The sequence below is a fragment of the Streptomyces sp. NEAU-174 genome, assembly GCF_052665095.1.
Genome location: NZ_JBQTCE010000004.1, coordinates 443,944 through 461,050, shown reverse-complemented (window position 1 = coordinate 461,050; position 17,107 = coordinate 443,944). Strand labels below are relative to the sequence as shown.

At 70.2% G+C, this 17,107-nt stretch carries 1 protein-coding gene; it reads left to right on the top strand.

What is annotated here, in order from left to right; translation table 11 throughout:
- Positions 1–7: 7 nt before the first annotated feature.
- The gene (locus ACT2CW_RS14550; protein ID WP_445516857.1) at positions 8–17,080 is read left to right on the top strand and encodes a type I polyketide synthase; all 17,073 of its coding nucleotides are present in this window, start codon (positions 8–10) and stop codon (positions 17,078–17,080) included.
- The last annotated feature ends 27 nt before the right edge of the window (positions 17,081–17,107 follow it).

Genomic DNA, 17,107 nt, shown 5'->3' with positions numbered 1-17,107 from the left:
GAAGCGCATGGAACCGGATGAGGCCATCGCCGTTGTCGGAATGTCCTGCCGCTTTCCGCAGGCACCCGATCCCGAGGCGTTCTGGCGGCTGCTGAGCGAGGGCATCTCGGCCATCGGTGAGGTGCCCGCGGGGCGGTGGACCGACGACCGGCCCACGCAGTCCGGGGCCGACGACCGGTCCGCCCCGCCCGGGGCCGACGACCGGTCCACGCCGCCCGCCATCCGCCACGGCGGCTTCATCGACGACGTCGACCGCTTCGACCCCGCGTTCTTCGGCATCTCACCACGAGAAGCCGCGGCGATGGACCCCCAGCAGCGGCTGATGCTCGAGCTTGCCTGGGAAGGGCTGGAGGACGCGGGCATCGTGCCCGCCACCCTGCGGGGCGCCACCGTCGGAGCGTTCATCGGCGCCGGGTCCGACGACTACGCCTCGCTGATCCGCGCCCACGGCCGTTCACACCACACACTGACCGGCACCCAGCGGGGCATGATCGCGAACCGGCTCTCCCATGTGTTCGGCCTGAGCGGCCCGAGCGTGACCGTGGACGCGGCCCAGGCGTCCTCCCTGGTCGCGGTGCACATGGCCGTGGAGAGCGTGCGCCGCGGCGAGTCACGGCTCGCGTTGGCGGGCGGGGTCAACCTGAACCTTTCTGCCGAGACCGCCGCCGATATCGCCGCGTTCGGCGCGCTCTCCCCGGACGGCCGCTGCTTCACCTTCGACGCACGCGCCAATGGCTATGTGCGGGGCGAGGGCGGCGGACTCGTCGTGCTGAAACCGCTCTCCGACGCTCTCGCCGACGGCGACACCGTGTACTGCGTGATCGAGGGCAGCGCGGTCAACAACGACGGCGGCGGCGCATCGCTCACCGCACCCGACCCGGACGGCCAGCGACAGGTGCTCCGGCTCGCTCAGCGGCGGGCCGCGATCTCCCCCGAGGCCGTTCAGTACGTGGAGCTGCACGGCACCGGAACGGCACTCGGCGACCCGGCGGAAGCGGCGGCCCTGGGCGCCGTCTTCGGCCGGAGCGGAGCGAGGCCGGTGCAGCTGGGGTCGGTGAAGACCAACATCGGCCACCTCGAGGCCGCCGCCGGTATCGCCGGACTGCTGAAGACCGCACTGGCCATCCACCACCGGCAGCTGCCGGCCGGCCTCAATTACCGCACGCCGAATCCCCGTATCCCCATGGGCGAGCTCAACCTGGAGATGCGCCTCGCGCCGGGGGAGTGGCCGAGGCCGGACGACCGCCTGGTCGCCGGGGTCAGCTCATTCGGGATGGGCGGCACCAACTGCCATGTGCTACTCGCCGAACCACTTGTCGGCGCCCTCTCCCACGCCTCCGCGCAGCACCCTGAGCCTGAGTCCGTCCCCCGCCCGATCCCGGCCCCGGCCCCGACCTCAATCCCGGCCCCGGCCCCGGCCCCGGTCCCGCTTCCGCTTCCGTTGTCCGGGGCGTCGGCTGTCGCGCTTCGCGGCCAGGCGACGCGGCTACGGTCGTATCTGGAGCGATCGCCGAACCTCACCGACCTCTCCTACTCCCTCGCCACCACCCGAACCTCCTTCGACCACCGCGCGGTGCTGATCACCGAGCAAGCGACCGACGCGGCACACGGCCTGGACGCGCTCGCCGAAGGCGGCACGGTGGCGGGTTTGGTGACGGGCACGGCGAGGGCGGCGGGAAAGCTCGCCTTCGCCTTCGCCGGCCAGGGCTCGCAGCGCCTCGGCATGGGACGTGAACTCAGCGCCGCCTTCCCCGTGTTCGCCCAGGCGCTCGACGACGTGTGCACGGCTCTGGACGCACACCTGGACCGGCCGCTTCGGGACGTGATCCACGGTGACGACGCCGAACTGCTCAACCGGACGGTGTACGCACAGGCCGGACTCTTCGCGGTGGAAGTGGCGCTGTTCCGGCTGCTGGAGGACTTCGGCCTGGTACCGGACCTGCTGATCGGCCACTCCCTCGGCGAGGTGAGCGCCGCCCATGTCGCCGGTGTGCTGTCCCTGGCGGACGCCGCCGCCTTCGTCGCCGCCCGTGGGCGGCTGATGCAGGCCGTGACGGAGCCGGGCGCCATGGTCTCGCTCGAAGCCACCGAGGACGAGGTCACCCGGACGCTCATGGCGGGCGGGGCGTCGGACGACGGTGCCCGGGTCTGTGTGGCGGCGGTCAACGGCCCCACGGCCACGGTGATCTCGGGGGACGAGCGCGCCGTACTCGACCTGGCGGCGGAGTGGACTCGTCGCGGACGCAGGACGAAGCGGCTCCGGACGAGCCACGCCTTCCATTCGCCCCATCTGGACCCCGTACTGGACGAGCTTCGGCACATCGCCGAGAGCCTCACCTACCGGCCGCCCCGGATTCCGTTGGTGTCGAATGTGACCGGCCGACGTGCCACGGCGGAAGAGCTGTGTTCTCCGGACTACTGGGTCCGGCATGTCCGCCGGACCGTACGGTTCCTGGACGGTGTCCGCTGTCTGGAGGACGAAGGCGTCACCACCATCGTGGAACTGGGCCCGGACAAGGCGCTCACCACCCTGGCCCGCGACTGTCTGACCGGGCCCGGGACGCTGGTGGGCACCCTCCGTCGCGACCGGCCCGAGCCACCGGCCCTGGTCACCGCGCTGGCCGAGCTGTATGTCTCGGGTGTCGACGTGGCGTGGAGCCGGTTGATATCCGGTGGTCGGCGGATTCCCCTGCCCACGTACGCCTTCCAGCGGCAGCGGTACTGGTTCTCCGCGCCCGGGCCCGAGCGCACGGACACCGGCCTGAGCGGCGGCGAGGCGCGCGACACCGGCCTGGGCGGCGGCGAGGCGCCCGTCACCGGCCTGAGCGGCGGCGAGATGCTTGGCATGGTCCGGGCGCACGCGGCCGTCGTGCTCGGATACGCGTCGGCAACCGCCATCGGCACCGAGCACACCTTCAAGCAACTCGGGTTCGACTCGATCACCGCCGTCGAACTGTGCGAACGGCTCGGTGCGGCGACCGCCCTGCCACTGCCCGGCACCTTGCTGTTCGACTATCCGACGCCCACCGCGCTCGCCGAGCATCTGCACCGCAGGCTCCACGGCCGGACGGATGAGCGGGCCGTGCCCGCCACCGTGCCCACACCTGACGGCGGCGATCCGGTGGTGATCGTGGGGATGGGCTGCCGGTTCCCCGGCCGGGCGCACTCGCCGGAGGACCTGTGGCGGATCGTGGCCGACGGCGAGGACGCCATCTCCGGCTTTCCGTCCGACCGGGGCTGGGACCTCGACGGTCTCTACCACCCCGACCCCGACCGCCCCGGCACGTCATACGCACGCGACGGCGGATTCCTGTACGACGCGGCCGAGTTCGACGCGGGGTTCTTCGGGATCTCACCGCGTGAGGCCGAGGCGATGGACCCGCAGCAGCGGCTGCTGCTGGAGACGTCGTGGGAGGCGTTGGAACGGGCGGGGATCCCTGCGGAGCACATCAAGGGCAGTAGCACGGGCGTGTTCATCGGCGCCTCGTCGGTCGGCTACGCGGCGGACGCCGGAGAGGCGGCCGAGGGCTACCAGCTGACCGGCACCGCCGCGAGCGTGGCCTCGGGCCGGGTGTCCTACACCCTGGGCCTCGAAGGCCCAGCGGTCACCGTGGACACGGCGTGCTCGTCCTCGCTGGTGGCATTGCACCTGGCCGTACAGTCGCTGAGGGCGGGCGAGTGCTCACTGGCCTTGGCGGGCGGCGTAACCGTGATGGCCACACCGGCGATGTTCGTGGAGTTCTCCCGTCAGCGGGGGCTGGCGAAGGACGGTCGGTGCAAGGCGTTCGCGGCGGCGGCGGACGGCACGGGGTGGGCCGAAGGCGTCGGGGTGCTGGTGGTCGAGCGGTTGTCGGACGCCGAGCGGCTTGGGCATCCGGTGTTGGCGGTGGTGCGGGGTTCGGCGGTGAATCAGGATGGTGCGTCGAATGGTTTGACGGCGCCGAATGGTCCGTCGCAGCAGCGGGTGATCCGTCAGGCGCTGGTGAGTGCGGGTCTTGTGGCGTCGGATGTGGATGCGGTGGAGGCGCATGGTACGGGTACGACGCTGGGTGATCCGATTGAGGCGCAGGCGTTGTTGGCCACGTACGGCCAGGACCGGGACGCGGCTCGGCCGTTGTGGTTGGGGTCCCTGAAGTCGAACATCGGTCATACGCAGGCGGCCGCGGGGGTGGCTGGTGTGATCAAGATGGTGATGGCGATGCGGCATGGGGTGTTGCCGCGAACGCTGCACGTGGATGAGCCGTCGCCACATGTGGACTGGTCGTCCGGGGCGGTCGAGCTGCTCACCGCGACAACGCCATGGCCCACGACCGGTGGCCTTCGCCGAGCGGGCGTCTCATCGTTCGGAGTGAGCGGCACCAACGCTCACGTCATCCTGGAGCAGGCCCCGGAGATTGCCCAGCCGACTGGGCCCATCGACGAAGGCGACCGCGAAGCGGCGGCTGTCGCCTGGGTGTTGTCGGGACAGAGCGAGGCTGGGCTGCGGGCCCAGGCCGAGCGGTTGCGCGCCTTCATGGCGGCCGACCCCCGCCCCACCCCGGCGGAAGTGGGATGGTCACTGGCATCGACGCGTACGACGTTGTCACACCGCGCGGTGGTCGTGGGCGCTGGACGCGACGAGTTGCTGCGCGGTGTGAATGCGGTGGCGAACGGGACACCCGCGCCGGGGGTGGTACGGGGCACCGGAGCCTCCGGGGACGTGGTGTTCGTCTTCCCGGGGCAGGGGTCGCAGTGGGTGGGGATGGCGTTGGAGCTTCTGGAGTTCTCGCCGGTGTTCGCGGGGCGGTTGCGTGAATGCGCGGATGCGCTCGGGCCGTTTGTGGAGTGGTCGTTGTTGGATGTGTTGGGTGATGAGGTGGCGTTGGGGCGGGTTGATGTGGTGCAGCCGGTGTTGTGGGCGGTGATGGTGTCGTTGGCTGAGTTGTGGCGTTCGTTTGGTGTGGTGCCGTCGGTGGTGGTGGGCCATTCGCAGGGTGAGATTGCTGCGGCGTGTGTGGCGGGTGCGTTGACTTTGGGGGATGGGGCGAGGGTGGTGGCTTTGCGGAGCAGGGCGTTGCTCGCCCTGTCGGGTCGGGGTGGGATGGTGTCGGTTCCGGTGCCTGCCGATCGGCTGCGTGACCGTGCGGGGTTGTCGGTGGCGGCGGTGAATGGTCCGGCGTCGACGGTGGTGTCGGGTGCTGTTGAGGTGCTGGATGGGGTGCTGGAGGAGTTCCCGGAAGCCAAGCGGATCCCGGTGGACTATGCCTCGCATTCGGCGCAGGTGGAGGGGATCAGGGAGGGGCTGGCGGAGGCGTTGGCGCCGGTGCGGCCGCGTGCGGGTGAGGTGCCGTTCTTCTCGACGGTGACCGGCCGGCTGATGGACACCGTCGAGTTGGATGCGGAGTACTGGTATCGGAATCTGCGTGAGACGGTGGAGTTCCAGAGCACCGTCGAAGCTCTGATCGGCCAGGGTCATACGGTGTTCGTCGAGGCCAGCCCGCATCCGGTGCTGACCGTCGGCATCCAGGACACCGCCGACGCCACCGACACCGACATCGTCGTCACCGGATCGCTGCGCCGCGATGATGGCACCGTCCAGCGGTTTCTGACCTCCCTGTCCGAGCTCCACGTGCGCGGTGTCCGGATCGACTGGAGCCCGCTCTTCGCCGGTGTCTCGCCCGTTGAGCTGCCGACGTACGCCTTCCAACGGGAACGGTTCTGGCTCGGGGCGGACATCGCCGAGTCCGCCGTGGACACGTGGCGATACCGGATCTCCTGGAAGCCGCTGCCGGAGATGGACACCCCGGCCCTGTCCGGCACCTGGCTGGCCGTGGTCCCCGAAGGGGACGAGTGGGCCATGGCGGGCGCACAGGCGCTCATCGAGTCGGGCACGGCCAACGTCCTTACCCTCCAGGTGACCTGCGACGCGGACCGCCGGACCCTGGCCGGGCTGCTGGCGGACGCGGCGGGATCCGAAGATATCGCCGGTGTCGTCTCGTTCCTGGCCGCCGACGAAGTTCCGCATCCGGTCCACCCCGCGCTGTCCCGGGGGATGGCGCACACGGTCGAGCTGCTGTGCTCGCTCACCACTGCCGATGTCGAGGCCCCGCTGTGGTGTGTCACCCGGGCGGCCGTCACGGCACTGCCCGCGGACCAGGCGCCGAGCCCCGCCCAGGCGGCGGTCTGGGGATTCGGGCGGGTGGCCGGGCTGGAGCGCCCCGAGCGTTGGGGTGGCCTGATCGACCTGCCCGTCCACTGCGACGCACACGTGCTGCGGCGGTTCGTCGCCGTACTCGCGCAGGCAGCCGGTGAGGACCAGGTGGCGGTGCGGCCATCGGCGGCCTTGGCCCGACGGTTGGAGCCCGCGCCCAGGACCGGACCGGCCGGCGCATGGCGCCCGCACGGCACGGTGCTGATCACCGGTGGCACCGGCGTGCTGGGCGCACATGTGGCACGGTGGCTGGCGCAGTCCGGCGCGGAGCACCTGGTGCTGCTCAGCCGCCGTGGCCCGCAGGCCCCCGGGGCGGCCGCGCTCGACGACGAGCTGACCGCGCTCGGCGTACGAGTGACCGTGACGGCCTGCGATGTGACCGACCGGGCCGCTCTCGCCGGGGTGCTGGCATCGGTGCCGGACCTCACCGCCGTGGTCCATCTCGCGGGGACCGTGCGATTCGGCAATTCCATCGATGCGGACCTCGACGAGTACGCAGGTGTCTTCGATGCCAAGGTCACCGGTGCCCTGCATCTGGACGCGCTCCTCGACCACTCGTCGCTGGAGGCGTTCGTCCTCTTCTCCTCGGCAGCGGCCGTCTGGGGCGGTGTCGGCCAGGCCGGTTACGCGGCGGCGAACGCCCTGCTCGACGCGGTGGCACAGCGGCGTCGCGCACGCGGTCTGCCGGCCACTTCGATCGGATGGGGCACGTGGGGCGGCAGCCTCGCACCGGAGGACGAGGAGCGGCTGAGCCGTATCGGCCTGCGCCCGATGCGGCCGGAGGTGGCGGTCACCGAGCTGCGCCACGTCGTCGGATCGGCCGAGCCCTGCCCGGCCATCGCGGACGTCGACTGGGAGACCTTCGCCCCGGCCTTCACGGCAGGCCGGCCCAGCCCCCTGCTCAGCGAGTTGCCGCAGCTGCGAAGCACCTCCGGCTCCGTGGCGGTGACCGGCGACCACGCCGCATGGCGGAGGCGACTGGCCGGGGTGTCCGCGGTCGACCAGGCCCGGACACTGGTGGACCTGGTACGCGAACACGCGGCCGAACTCCTGGGGCACCGCGGCCCGGCGGCGATCGACCCCACAGTGCCGTTCCGGCAACTGGGCTTCGACTCGCTGACGGCGGTCGAGCTGCGGACCCGACTGAACACGGCCACGGGACTGCGCCTCCCGGCCACCTTGCTGTTCGACCACCCGAGCTGCCGGGCGGTCGCCGATCTGCTGCGCTCGGAACTGCTCGGCGATCGGTCGGGCTCCCTCGCGGCGTCGTCCGCCACCGAGGCTGAGCCCGCCCGCGTGGTGGCCTCCGACGAGCCGATCGCCATCGTCGCGATGAGCTGCCGCTTCCCGGGAGGCATCGAAACCCCCGAGGACTTGTGGCGGGTGGTCAGCGAGGGCCGGGACGTGCTCTCCGACTTCCCCGACGACCGCGGCTGGGACGTGGACGCGCTGTACGACCCGGACCCGGACCGGCCCGGCACCAGCTATGTGCGTACCGGCGGATTCCTTCACGACGCCGCGGAGTTCGACCCGGAACTCTTCGGGATCTCCCCGCGTGAGGCGCTGGCGATGGATCCCCAGCAGCGGCTGCTGCTGGAGTCGGCGTGGCAGGTCCTGGAGCGCGCCAGGATGGCGCCGACCTCTCTGCGATCCAGCAAGACCGGTGTCTTCATCGGCGGCTGGGGCCAGGGCTACCCCTCGGCCTCGGACGAGGGGTACGCCCTGACCGGCGCCGCGACCAGCGTGATGTCCGGTCGTATCGCCTACGCGCTGGGGCTGGAGGGCCCCGCCCTGACCGTGGACACGGCATGTTCGTCTTCGCTGGTGGCGCTGCATCTGGCGAGCGAGGCGCTACGGCGCGGCGAGTGCTCGCTGGCGCTCGCGGGCGGCGTGACGGTGATGGCGACGCCCAGCACCTTCGTGGAGTTCTCGCGCCAGCGCGGGCTGGCCCCGGACGGTCGCTGCAAGCCGTTCGCCGGGGCGGCGGACGGCACGGGGTGGGGCGAGGGCGTGGGCATGCTGCTGTTGGAGCGGCTGTCCGATGCGGAGCGGAACGGCCACCGGGTGTTGGCGGTGGTGCGTGGTTCGGCGGTGAATCAGGATGGTGCGTCGAATGGTTTGACGGCGCCGAATGGTCCGTCGCAGCAGCGGGTGATCCGGCAGGCGCTGGCGAGTGCGGGTCTTGTGGCGTCGGATGTGGATGCGGTGGAGGCGCACGGTACGGGTACGACGCTGGGTGATCCGATTGAGGCGCAGGCGCTGCTTGCTACTTACGGTCAGGGCCGCGATGCGGCTCGGCCGTTGTGGTTGGGTTCGGTGAAGTCGAATATCGGTCATACGCAGGCGGCTGCGGGTGTGGCTGGTGTGATCAAGATGGTGATGGCCATGCGGCACGGGGTGCTGCCGCAGACGCTGCACGTCGATGAGCCGACACCGAAGGTGGATTGGTCCGCGGGCGCGGTGGAACTGCTCACCGAGCGGACTTCGTGGCCGGAGACCGACCGGCCGCGCAGGGCGGGCGTCTCCGCCTTCGGAGTGAGCGGTACCAACGCCCATGTGATCGTGGAGCAGGCACCGGAGGCCGAGCCCATCGAGCCGCCCCGGACCGATCCGGTGACGGTGCCCTGGATGCTGTCGGGCGCGAGCGAGGCGGGTCTGCGGGCGCAGATCGAAGGCTTGCGGGCCTTCGCTGACGACAACCCCGCGCTCGATCCGGTGGATGTGGGCTGGTCGTTGGCGTCCACACGTGCGTTTCTGCCGTATCGCACCGTCGTCGTGGGCACCGACCTCGACGAGTTGCGGCGTGGGTTGGACGCGGCGGAGGTGGTGGGCGCGGCCGAGCCGGATCGTGGCGCCGTGTTGGTGTTCCCGGGGCAGGGGTCGCAGTGGGTGGGGATGGCGTTGGAGTTGGTGGGGTCGTCGGCGGTGTTCGCGGGGCGGTTGGGTGAGTGTGCGGATGCGCTCGGGCCGTTTGTGGAGTGGTCGTTGTTCGATGTGTTGGGTGATGAGGTGGCGTTGGGGCGGGTTGATGTGGTGCAGCCGGTGTTGTGGGCGGTGATGGTGTCGTTGGCTGAGTTGTGGGGTTCGTTTGGTGTGGTGCCGTCGGTGGTGGTGGGTCATTCGCAGGGTGAGATTGCGGCGGCGTGTGTGGCGGGTGGGTTGTCGTTGGAGGACGGTGCTCGTGTGGTGGCTTTGCGGAGCAGGGCGCTGCTGGCTCTGTCGGGCAGGGGTGGGATGGTGTCCGTTCCGGTGCCCGCTGACCGGCTGCGTGACCGTGCGGGGTTGTCGGTGGCGGCGGTGAATGGTCCGGCGTCGACGGTGGTGTCGGGTGCTGTTGAGGTGCTGGGTGGGGTGCTGGCGGAGTTCCCGGAGGCCAAGCGGATTCCGGTGGATTATGCCTCGCATTCGGTGCAGGTGGAGGGGATCCGGGAGGGGCTGGCGGAGGCGTTGGCGCCGGTCCGTCCGCGTACGGGTGAGGTGCCGTTCTTTTCGACGGTGACCGGGCGGTTGATGGACACCGTTGAGTTGGACGGGGAGTACTGGTACCGGAATCTGCGTGAAACGGTGGAGTTCCAGTCCGCGATCGAGGGGTTGCTGGAGCTTGGCCATACGGTGTTCGTCGAGGCCAGCCCGCATCCGGTGCTGACCGTCGGCATCCAGGACACCGCCGACACCACCGACACTGACGTCCTCGTCACCGGATCACTGCGCCGCGACGACGGCGGCCTTGCCACTTTCCTCACCGCGCTGGCCCGGCTGCATGTCCGGGGTGTCGCGGTGGAGTGGCGGCAGGCGTTCGCCGGGCTGGACGCCCACGTCGTGGACCTGCCGACCTACGCCTTTCAGCGTCGGCGCTTCTGGGCGGCCTCCCTGCGGCAGACACCCGGGGCGGCCGAGTTCGACCATCCCCTCTTGGGCGCGGTGGTGCCCTTGCCCGATTCCGGCGGCGGTCTGCTCACGGGCGTGCTCACGCTGGCCGGACAGCCGTGGCTGGCCGAACACTCGGTGGCCGGTGTGGTCTTGTTCCCGGGTACGGGGTTTGTGGAGTTGGTGTTGCAGGCGGGGTTGCGGTGGGGGTGTGGGGTGGTTGAGGAGTTGACTTTGGAGGGGCCGTTGGTGGTTCCGGAGCGGGGTGGGGTTGAGGTTCAGGTTGCGGTGGGTGGTGTGGATGGGGCGGGGTGTCGGTCGGTGTCGGTGTTTTCGTGTCGTGGGGGTGAGTGGGTTCGGCATGCGGTGGGTGTGTTGGGGGTGGGTGATGGTGTGGTGCCGGGGGTGGAGGTGTGGCCGCCGGTGGGTGCGGAGCGGGTTGGGGTGGAGGGGGTGTATGAGGTTTTGGCGGAGCGGGGGTATGTGTATGGGCCGGTGTTCCAGGGGTTGCGGGACGCTTGGCGTCGGGGTGACGAAGTCTTCGTCGAGGCGGAGGTGCCGGCGGAGGCACGGGGCGATGCGGCGCGGTGCGCCATTCATCCCGCGCTGCTCGACGCAGGGCTGCACGGCGTCGGATTGGGCGGCCTGATCAGCGACGACGGCCGGGCGTACCTGCCGTTCTCCTGGAGCGGGGTCAAGCTGCACGCGGTCGGCGCATCCGCTGTCCGGATGACGCTGACGCCCGCTGGGCCGGACGCGGTGTCGCTGAGGGTGACCGATGAGGCGGGCGAGGCGGTGCTGACGGTGGACTCCCTCGTCCTCCGCCCGGTTGCCGAGGGACAGCTCGCCCAAGCCGAGATCGGCAACCGCGATGTGCTCCATCGGGTGGAGTGGGTGGATGCGGGGACGTGTTCGGCGGGGCCCTTCGTGGAGTGGGGTGAGGTGGCCGCTGGTGGGGCGGTGCCGGATTGTGTGGTGTTGGCAGGGGCTGATGTGGCGGGTGTGTTGGAGGTTTTGCGGGCGTGGGTGATGGAGGAGCGGTTTGAGGGTTCGCGGTTGGTGGTGGTGACGAGGGGTGCGGTGTCGGTGAGTGGTGAGGGTGTGGAGGATGTGGGCGGTGGTGCGGTGTGGGGGTTGGTGCGGTCGGCGCAGTCGGAGCACCCGGGGCGGTTTGTGCTGGTGGATGCCGATGTGGACATGGATGTGGCGCCGGATGTGGTGGGGCTGGGGGAGTGGCAGGTGGCGGTGCGTGGGGGTCGGATGTGGGTGCCGCGTCTGGTGGATGTGGGTGTGAGCGTGGGCGGTGGTCTGGTGCGTGGAGAGTTGGGTTCGGGTGTGGCGTTGGTGACGGGTGGGACGGGGTTGCTGGGTGGGTTGGTGGCGCGCCATTTGGTGTCGGCGTATGGGGTGGGTGAGTTGGTGTTGGTGAGTCGTCGAGGGCCGGATGCGCCGGGCGTGGCGGCTTTGGTGGGGGAGCTGGAGGGGTTGGGGGCGCGGGTGCGGGTGGTGGCGTGTGATGTGGCGGATCGGGGTGCGGTGGCGGAGCTGGTGGGGTCGATTGAGGGGTTGCGGGTGGTGGTGCATGCGGCGGGTGTGGTGGATGACGGGGTGATCGGTTCGTTGGACGCGGGACGGTTGCGTGGGGTGATGGGGGCGAAGGCGTGGGGGGCTTGGCATCTTCATGAGCTGACGCGCGAGTTGGATCTGTCGGCGTTCGTGTTGTTCTCGTCGGCGGCGGGTGTGTTGGGCAACGCGGGCCAGGGCGGTTACGCGGCGGCGAATGGCTTCCTGGACGCGCTGGCGGTTCACCGTCGGGAGCGGGGACTGCCCGCGGTGTCGATCGCGTGGGGCTTCTGGGAGGAACGCAGCGAACTGACCGCCGACCTGGCCGAGGTGCAGCTGTCGAGGATCTCCCGGTCCGTGGGGGCCAGCATCAGCAGCGCACAAGGACTGGATCTGTTCGACGCGGCGCTCGCCGCCGACGAGCCGATGGTGCTGGCCACTCCCCTGAACCTGCCCGCGTTGCGGGACCAGGCCGCCGCGGGCACATTGCCCTCGATTCTGAGCGGACTGGTCACCGCTCCCGTCCGCAGGGCAGCCGGCACCGGGCGCACTCCGGCCGGACTGCGGCACCAACTCGCCAGCGTGCCAGAGGCCGAAAGGCAGCACCAGGTCATACGCCTGGTGCAGGAACATGTGGCCGGCGTTCTGGGCCATGCCTCCGCGGAGTCGGTCGACACCTCGCGGACCTTCCAGGAGATCGGCTTCGACTCGCTGACCGCCGTGGAACTGCGCAACCGGATCAGCGCCGCCACCGGCATACGGCTGCCCGCCACCTCGGTCTTCGACCACCCCACGCCCCGGCTGCTGGCCGAGCGGGTGCTGGCCGAGGTAGGGGGCTCCCTGCCGACCGCCGCCCCGATCGCGCCGGTGTCGGCTGTCGACGACGAGCCGATCGTGATCGTGGGCATGAGCTGCCGCTTCCCCGGCGGCGTCGAGTCCCCCGAGGACCTGTGGCACCTGGTCCACTCGGCCACCGACGCGGTCTCCGCGCTGCCGACGGACCGGGGCTGGGACCTGGCCGCCTTGTCGGGTGCCAAGGGCGGCGCCGGTGCCTCGTACGCCCGGGACGGTGGATTCCTTTACGACGCGGCTGAGTTCGACGCCGGATTCTTCGGGATCTCGCCGCGCGAGGCGACCGCGATGGATCCGCAGCAGCGGCTGCTGCTCGAGGCGGCCTGGGAGGTGTTCGAGCGGGCCGGAATCGCCCCGGACACGCTCAAAGGCAGCCGGACGGGCGTCTTCACGGGCGTGATGTACCACGACTACGGCTCGTGGCTCACCGATGTCCCGGAGGACGTCGAGGGCTATCTGGGCACAGGCATCGCGGGCAGTGTGGCGTCCGGGCGGCTCGCCTATACGTTCGGCCTGGAGGGGCCTGCCCTGACGGTGGACACGGCCTGCTCCTCCTCACTGGTGGCGCTGCATCTGGCGGCCGAGTCGCTACGGCGCGGGGAGTGCTCGCTGGCACTCGCGGGCGGAGTCACCGTACTGGCGACTCCGCAGGTCTTCGTGGAGTTCACACGCCAGGGCGGACTCGCACCGGATGGCCGGTGCAAGCCCTTCGCCGCCGGTGCGGATGGGACGGGTTGGTCGGAGGGTGTGGGGCTGCTGTTGGTGGAGCGGTTGTCGGATGCTGAGCGGCTTGGGCATCGGGCGTTGGCGGTGGTGCGTGGTTCGGCGGTGAATCAGGATGGTGCGTCGAATGGTTTGACGGCGCCGAATGGTCCGTCGCAGCAGCGTGTCATCCGGCAGGCGCTGGCGAACGCCGGGCTCGCCGCTCGGGATGTCGATGCGGTGGAGGCGCACGGCACGGGGACGACGCTGGGTGATCCGATCGAGGCGCAGGCTCTGCTGGCCACCTATGGCCAGGGCCGGGATGCGGATCGGCCGTTGTGGTTGGGTTCGGTGAAGTCGAACATTGGTCATACGCAGGCTGCGGCGGGTGTGGCTGGTGTGATCAAGATGGTGATGGCGATGCGGCATGGGGTGTTGCCGCGGAGTCTGCACATCGATGAGCCGACACCGCATGTGGATTGGTCCACCGGCGCGGTGGAGCTCCTGGGGGAGCACACGGGCTGGCCGGAGGCCGGGCGGCCCCGCCGGGCGAGCGTCTCGTCGTTTGGGGCGAGCGGCACCAACGCCCATGTGATTCTTGAGCAGGCCCCCGACATGGCGGGTGAACCTGAGCAAAGTCCGGAGCGCAACGAACTGCCGGCGATCCCCTGGGTGTTCTCCGCTGGCGACGAGACGGGTTTGCGGGCACAGGTGGAGCGGTTGCGGGCCTTCGCGGATCGGAATCCGGGTCTGGATCTGGTGGATGTGGGCTGGTCTTTGGCGACTGGTCGTGCTGGGTTGTCGCATCGTGCGGTGGTGGTGGGTGTGGATCGTGGTGAGTTGTTGGGGGCTTTGGAGGGTGCTCCGGTGGTGGGTGTGCCGGTGGGTGGTGGGTTGGGTGTGTTGTTTGCGGGTCAGGGGTCGCAGCGGTTGGGGATGGGTCGTGGGTTGTATGAGGCGTATCCGGTGTTTGCCGCGGTGTGGGATGAGGTGTGTGGGGAGCTGGATCGGTATCTGGATCGGTCGGTGGGTGGGGTGGTGTGGGGTGATGATGCCGGGTTGATTGGGGAGACGGCGTATACGCAGGCGGGGTTGTTCGCGCTGGAGGTGGCGCTGTATCGGCTGATCACCTCGTGGGGTGTGAAGCCGGATTATCTGCTGGGGCATTCCATCGGTGAGTTGGCTGCGGCGTATGTGGCGGGTGTGTGGTCGTTGGAGGATGCGGCGAGGGTGGTGGCGGCGCGGGGTCGTTTGATGCAGGCGTTGCCGTCGGGTGGTGCGATGGTTGCGGTGGCGGCGTCGGAGGATGAGGTGCGGCCGTTGCTGAGTGATGGGGTGGCGGTTGCGGCGGTGAATGGTCCCGAGGCGGTGGTGCTGTCGGGGGATGAGGATGCGGTTCAGGCGGTTGTGGATGAGTTGGTTGGGCGTGGGGTGCGGACGCGGCGGTTGCGGGTGAGTCATGCGTTTCATTCGGCTCGTATGGACGGCATGCTCGCGGAGTTCGGTGAGGTGTTGAGCGGTGTTGAGTTCCGCGTTCCGAACGTGCCCGTCGTATCGAACGTGTCGGGAGCGGTGGCGGGTGAGGAGTTGTGTTCGCCGGAGTACTGGGTGCGGCATGTGCGGGAGACGGTCCGGTTTGCTGACGGGCTGGACACCCTCCGCGAGCAGGGGGTCGGTTCGTTCCTGGAGCTCGGGCCGGATGGCACGTTGGCCGCACTGGTCGACGGCGATGGACTGCCCGTGCTGCGCCGGGACCGTCCGGAGCCCCTGACCGTCATGGCCGCTCTGGGCGGGCTGTACGTCCGGGGCGTCCAGATCGACTGGGACGCGGTATTCCCGGGTGCTCGGCGGGTTGATGTGCCGACGTATGCCTTCCAGCGTGAGCGGTTCTGGTTGGAGCCGTCCCCCGAGCAGCCTGCGACGAGTGCGGTGGACGCGGCGTTCTGGGACGCGGTCGAGCGTGGGGATCTCGGTTCGTTCGGCATCGATGCCGAACAGCCGCTCAGCGCCGCGCTGCCCGCCCTCTCGTCCTGGCGGAGGGCGCGGCAGGAGCAGTCGGAAATCGATGGCTGGCGTTACCGGCTCGGCTGGACACCGATCCCGGCAGTGTCCGGGGAGCCGGGCCTCACCGGCACCTGGCTGGTCGTGGTCGAGCCGGGTGCGGACGGCACCGACGTGGCTGCTGCGCTGCGGTCGGCCGGGGCCAGTGTCGAGGTCGTGACGGTCGTGACGTCGGCGGAGCTGAACGCCGGTCCAGTCGCGGGCGTGGTGTCGATGCTGTCGGTCCAGGCGACGGTGTCGCTGCTGCAAGCCCTTGTGGCAGCCGAGGTCGATGCCCCGTTGTGGTGCGTCACGCGCGGTGGCGTCTCGGCGGTCGACGGGGACCTGGTGGATCCTGACCAGGCCGGAGTCTGGGGTCTGGGCCGGGTGATCGGTCTGGAGCATCCGGATCGTTGGGGTGGGCTGATCGATTTGCCTGCCGAGCTGGACGATCGTGCTGGGAGGGCGCTGGTCGGCATTCTCGCCGGGGATACCGGTGAGGATCAGGTGGCCATCCGTTCCACCGGCGCTTGGGGTGCCCGTCTGACGCGGGTGGCGACGCCGCTCGGTGGCGTGGGTGAGGCACCGACCAAATGGCGTGGGCGTGGTGCCGCGCTGGTGACCGGTGGTACGGGTGCGCTGGGTCGTCAGGTGGCGCGTTGGCTGGTGGACAGTGGTGTGGAGCGGGTCGTGTTGACGAGCCGCCGGGGTGCCGAGGCGCCCGGTGCTGTCGAGCTGGTGGCGGAGTTGGGGAGCCGGGTGCGGGTTGTGGCCTGTGATGTCGGTGATCGTGAGGCGCTCGCGGCTGTTCTGGCGACGGTTCCGGATGTGCGCACGATCGTGCATGCGGCGGGCGTCCTCGACGACGGGGTGCTCGAGTCGCTGTCCCCTGAGCGGATCCGTGCCGTGATGCGGGCGAAGGCCGAGGGCGCCCGCCATCTCCATGAGTTGAGCCGTGACACCGAGCTCGACGCCTTCGTGTTGTTCTCCTCGGCCGCCGGGACCGTGGGCAATGCGGGTCAGGGGAGTTATGCGGCGGCCAACGCGGTGTTGGACGGGCTGGCTTGGCGGCGCCGGGCCGAGGGATTGGTGGCCACGTCGGTGGCTTGGGGCGCCTGGGCCGATAGCGGGATGGGAGCCGGGCACGCACGGGCCATGGCACCACGGCTGGCGTTGGCGGCCCTTCAGCGAGCGTTGGACGACGACGAGACCGCACTGATGATCGCGGACATCGACTGGGAGCACTTCGGCTCCCGGTTCACCGCCGTACGGCCGAGCCCCCTGCTGAGCGAACTGCTGCCCCGTACGCTGCCCCGCTCCAGCGCGCCGATGGAACCGGTCGAGGCACTCGCCACCCGGTTGCGGGGCATGTCGCGGATCGAGCGCGATCGGGCGGTGCTGGAGCTGGTCCGCGCCCAAGTGGCGGCCGTGCTGGGGCATGCGAAGCCCGCTTCGGTCGACCCCTCGCGGACCTTCCAGGAAGTCGGCTTCGACTCGCTGACCGCGGTGGAGCTGCGGAACCGGCTGGCCACCGCCACCGGCGTACCGTTCCCGGGGTCGGTCATCTTCGACTATCCGACTCCCGCGGCGCTCGCCGACCATGTCCGGGCCCGGTTCGTCCCGGACAAGGACGATGACGAGGACGAGGGCGAGGGCGGCGCGACGTCCGTGCTCGACGAGCTGACCAGGCTGGAAGCCGTGCTGTCCGACCTGTCCCCGAGCGACGTGGCCGGTGCCGAGGTCGCCGCGAAGATCAAGAGCCTGCTGTCCCACTGGGGAGCGGCCACCAACAGTGACATCGACATGGATTCCGCGACGGACGAGGAGATGTTCGACCTCCTCGGCAAGGAGTTCGGGATCTCGTGAACCTGCCGTCGAGTTCGTCTCCGAGTG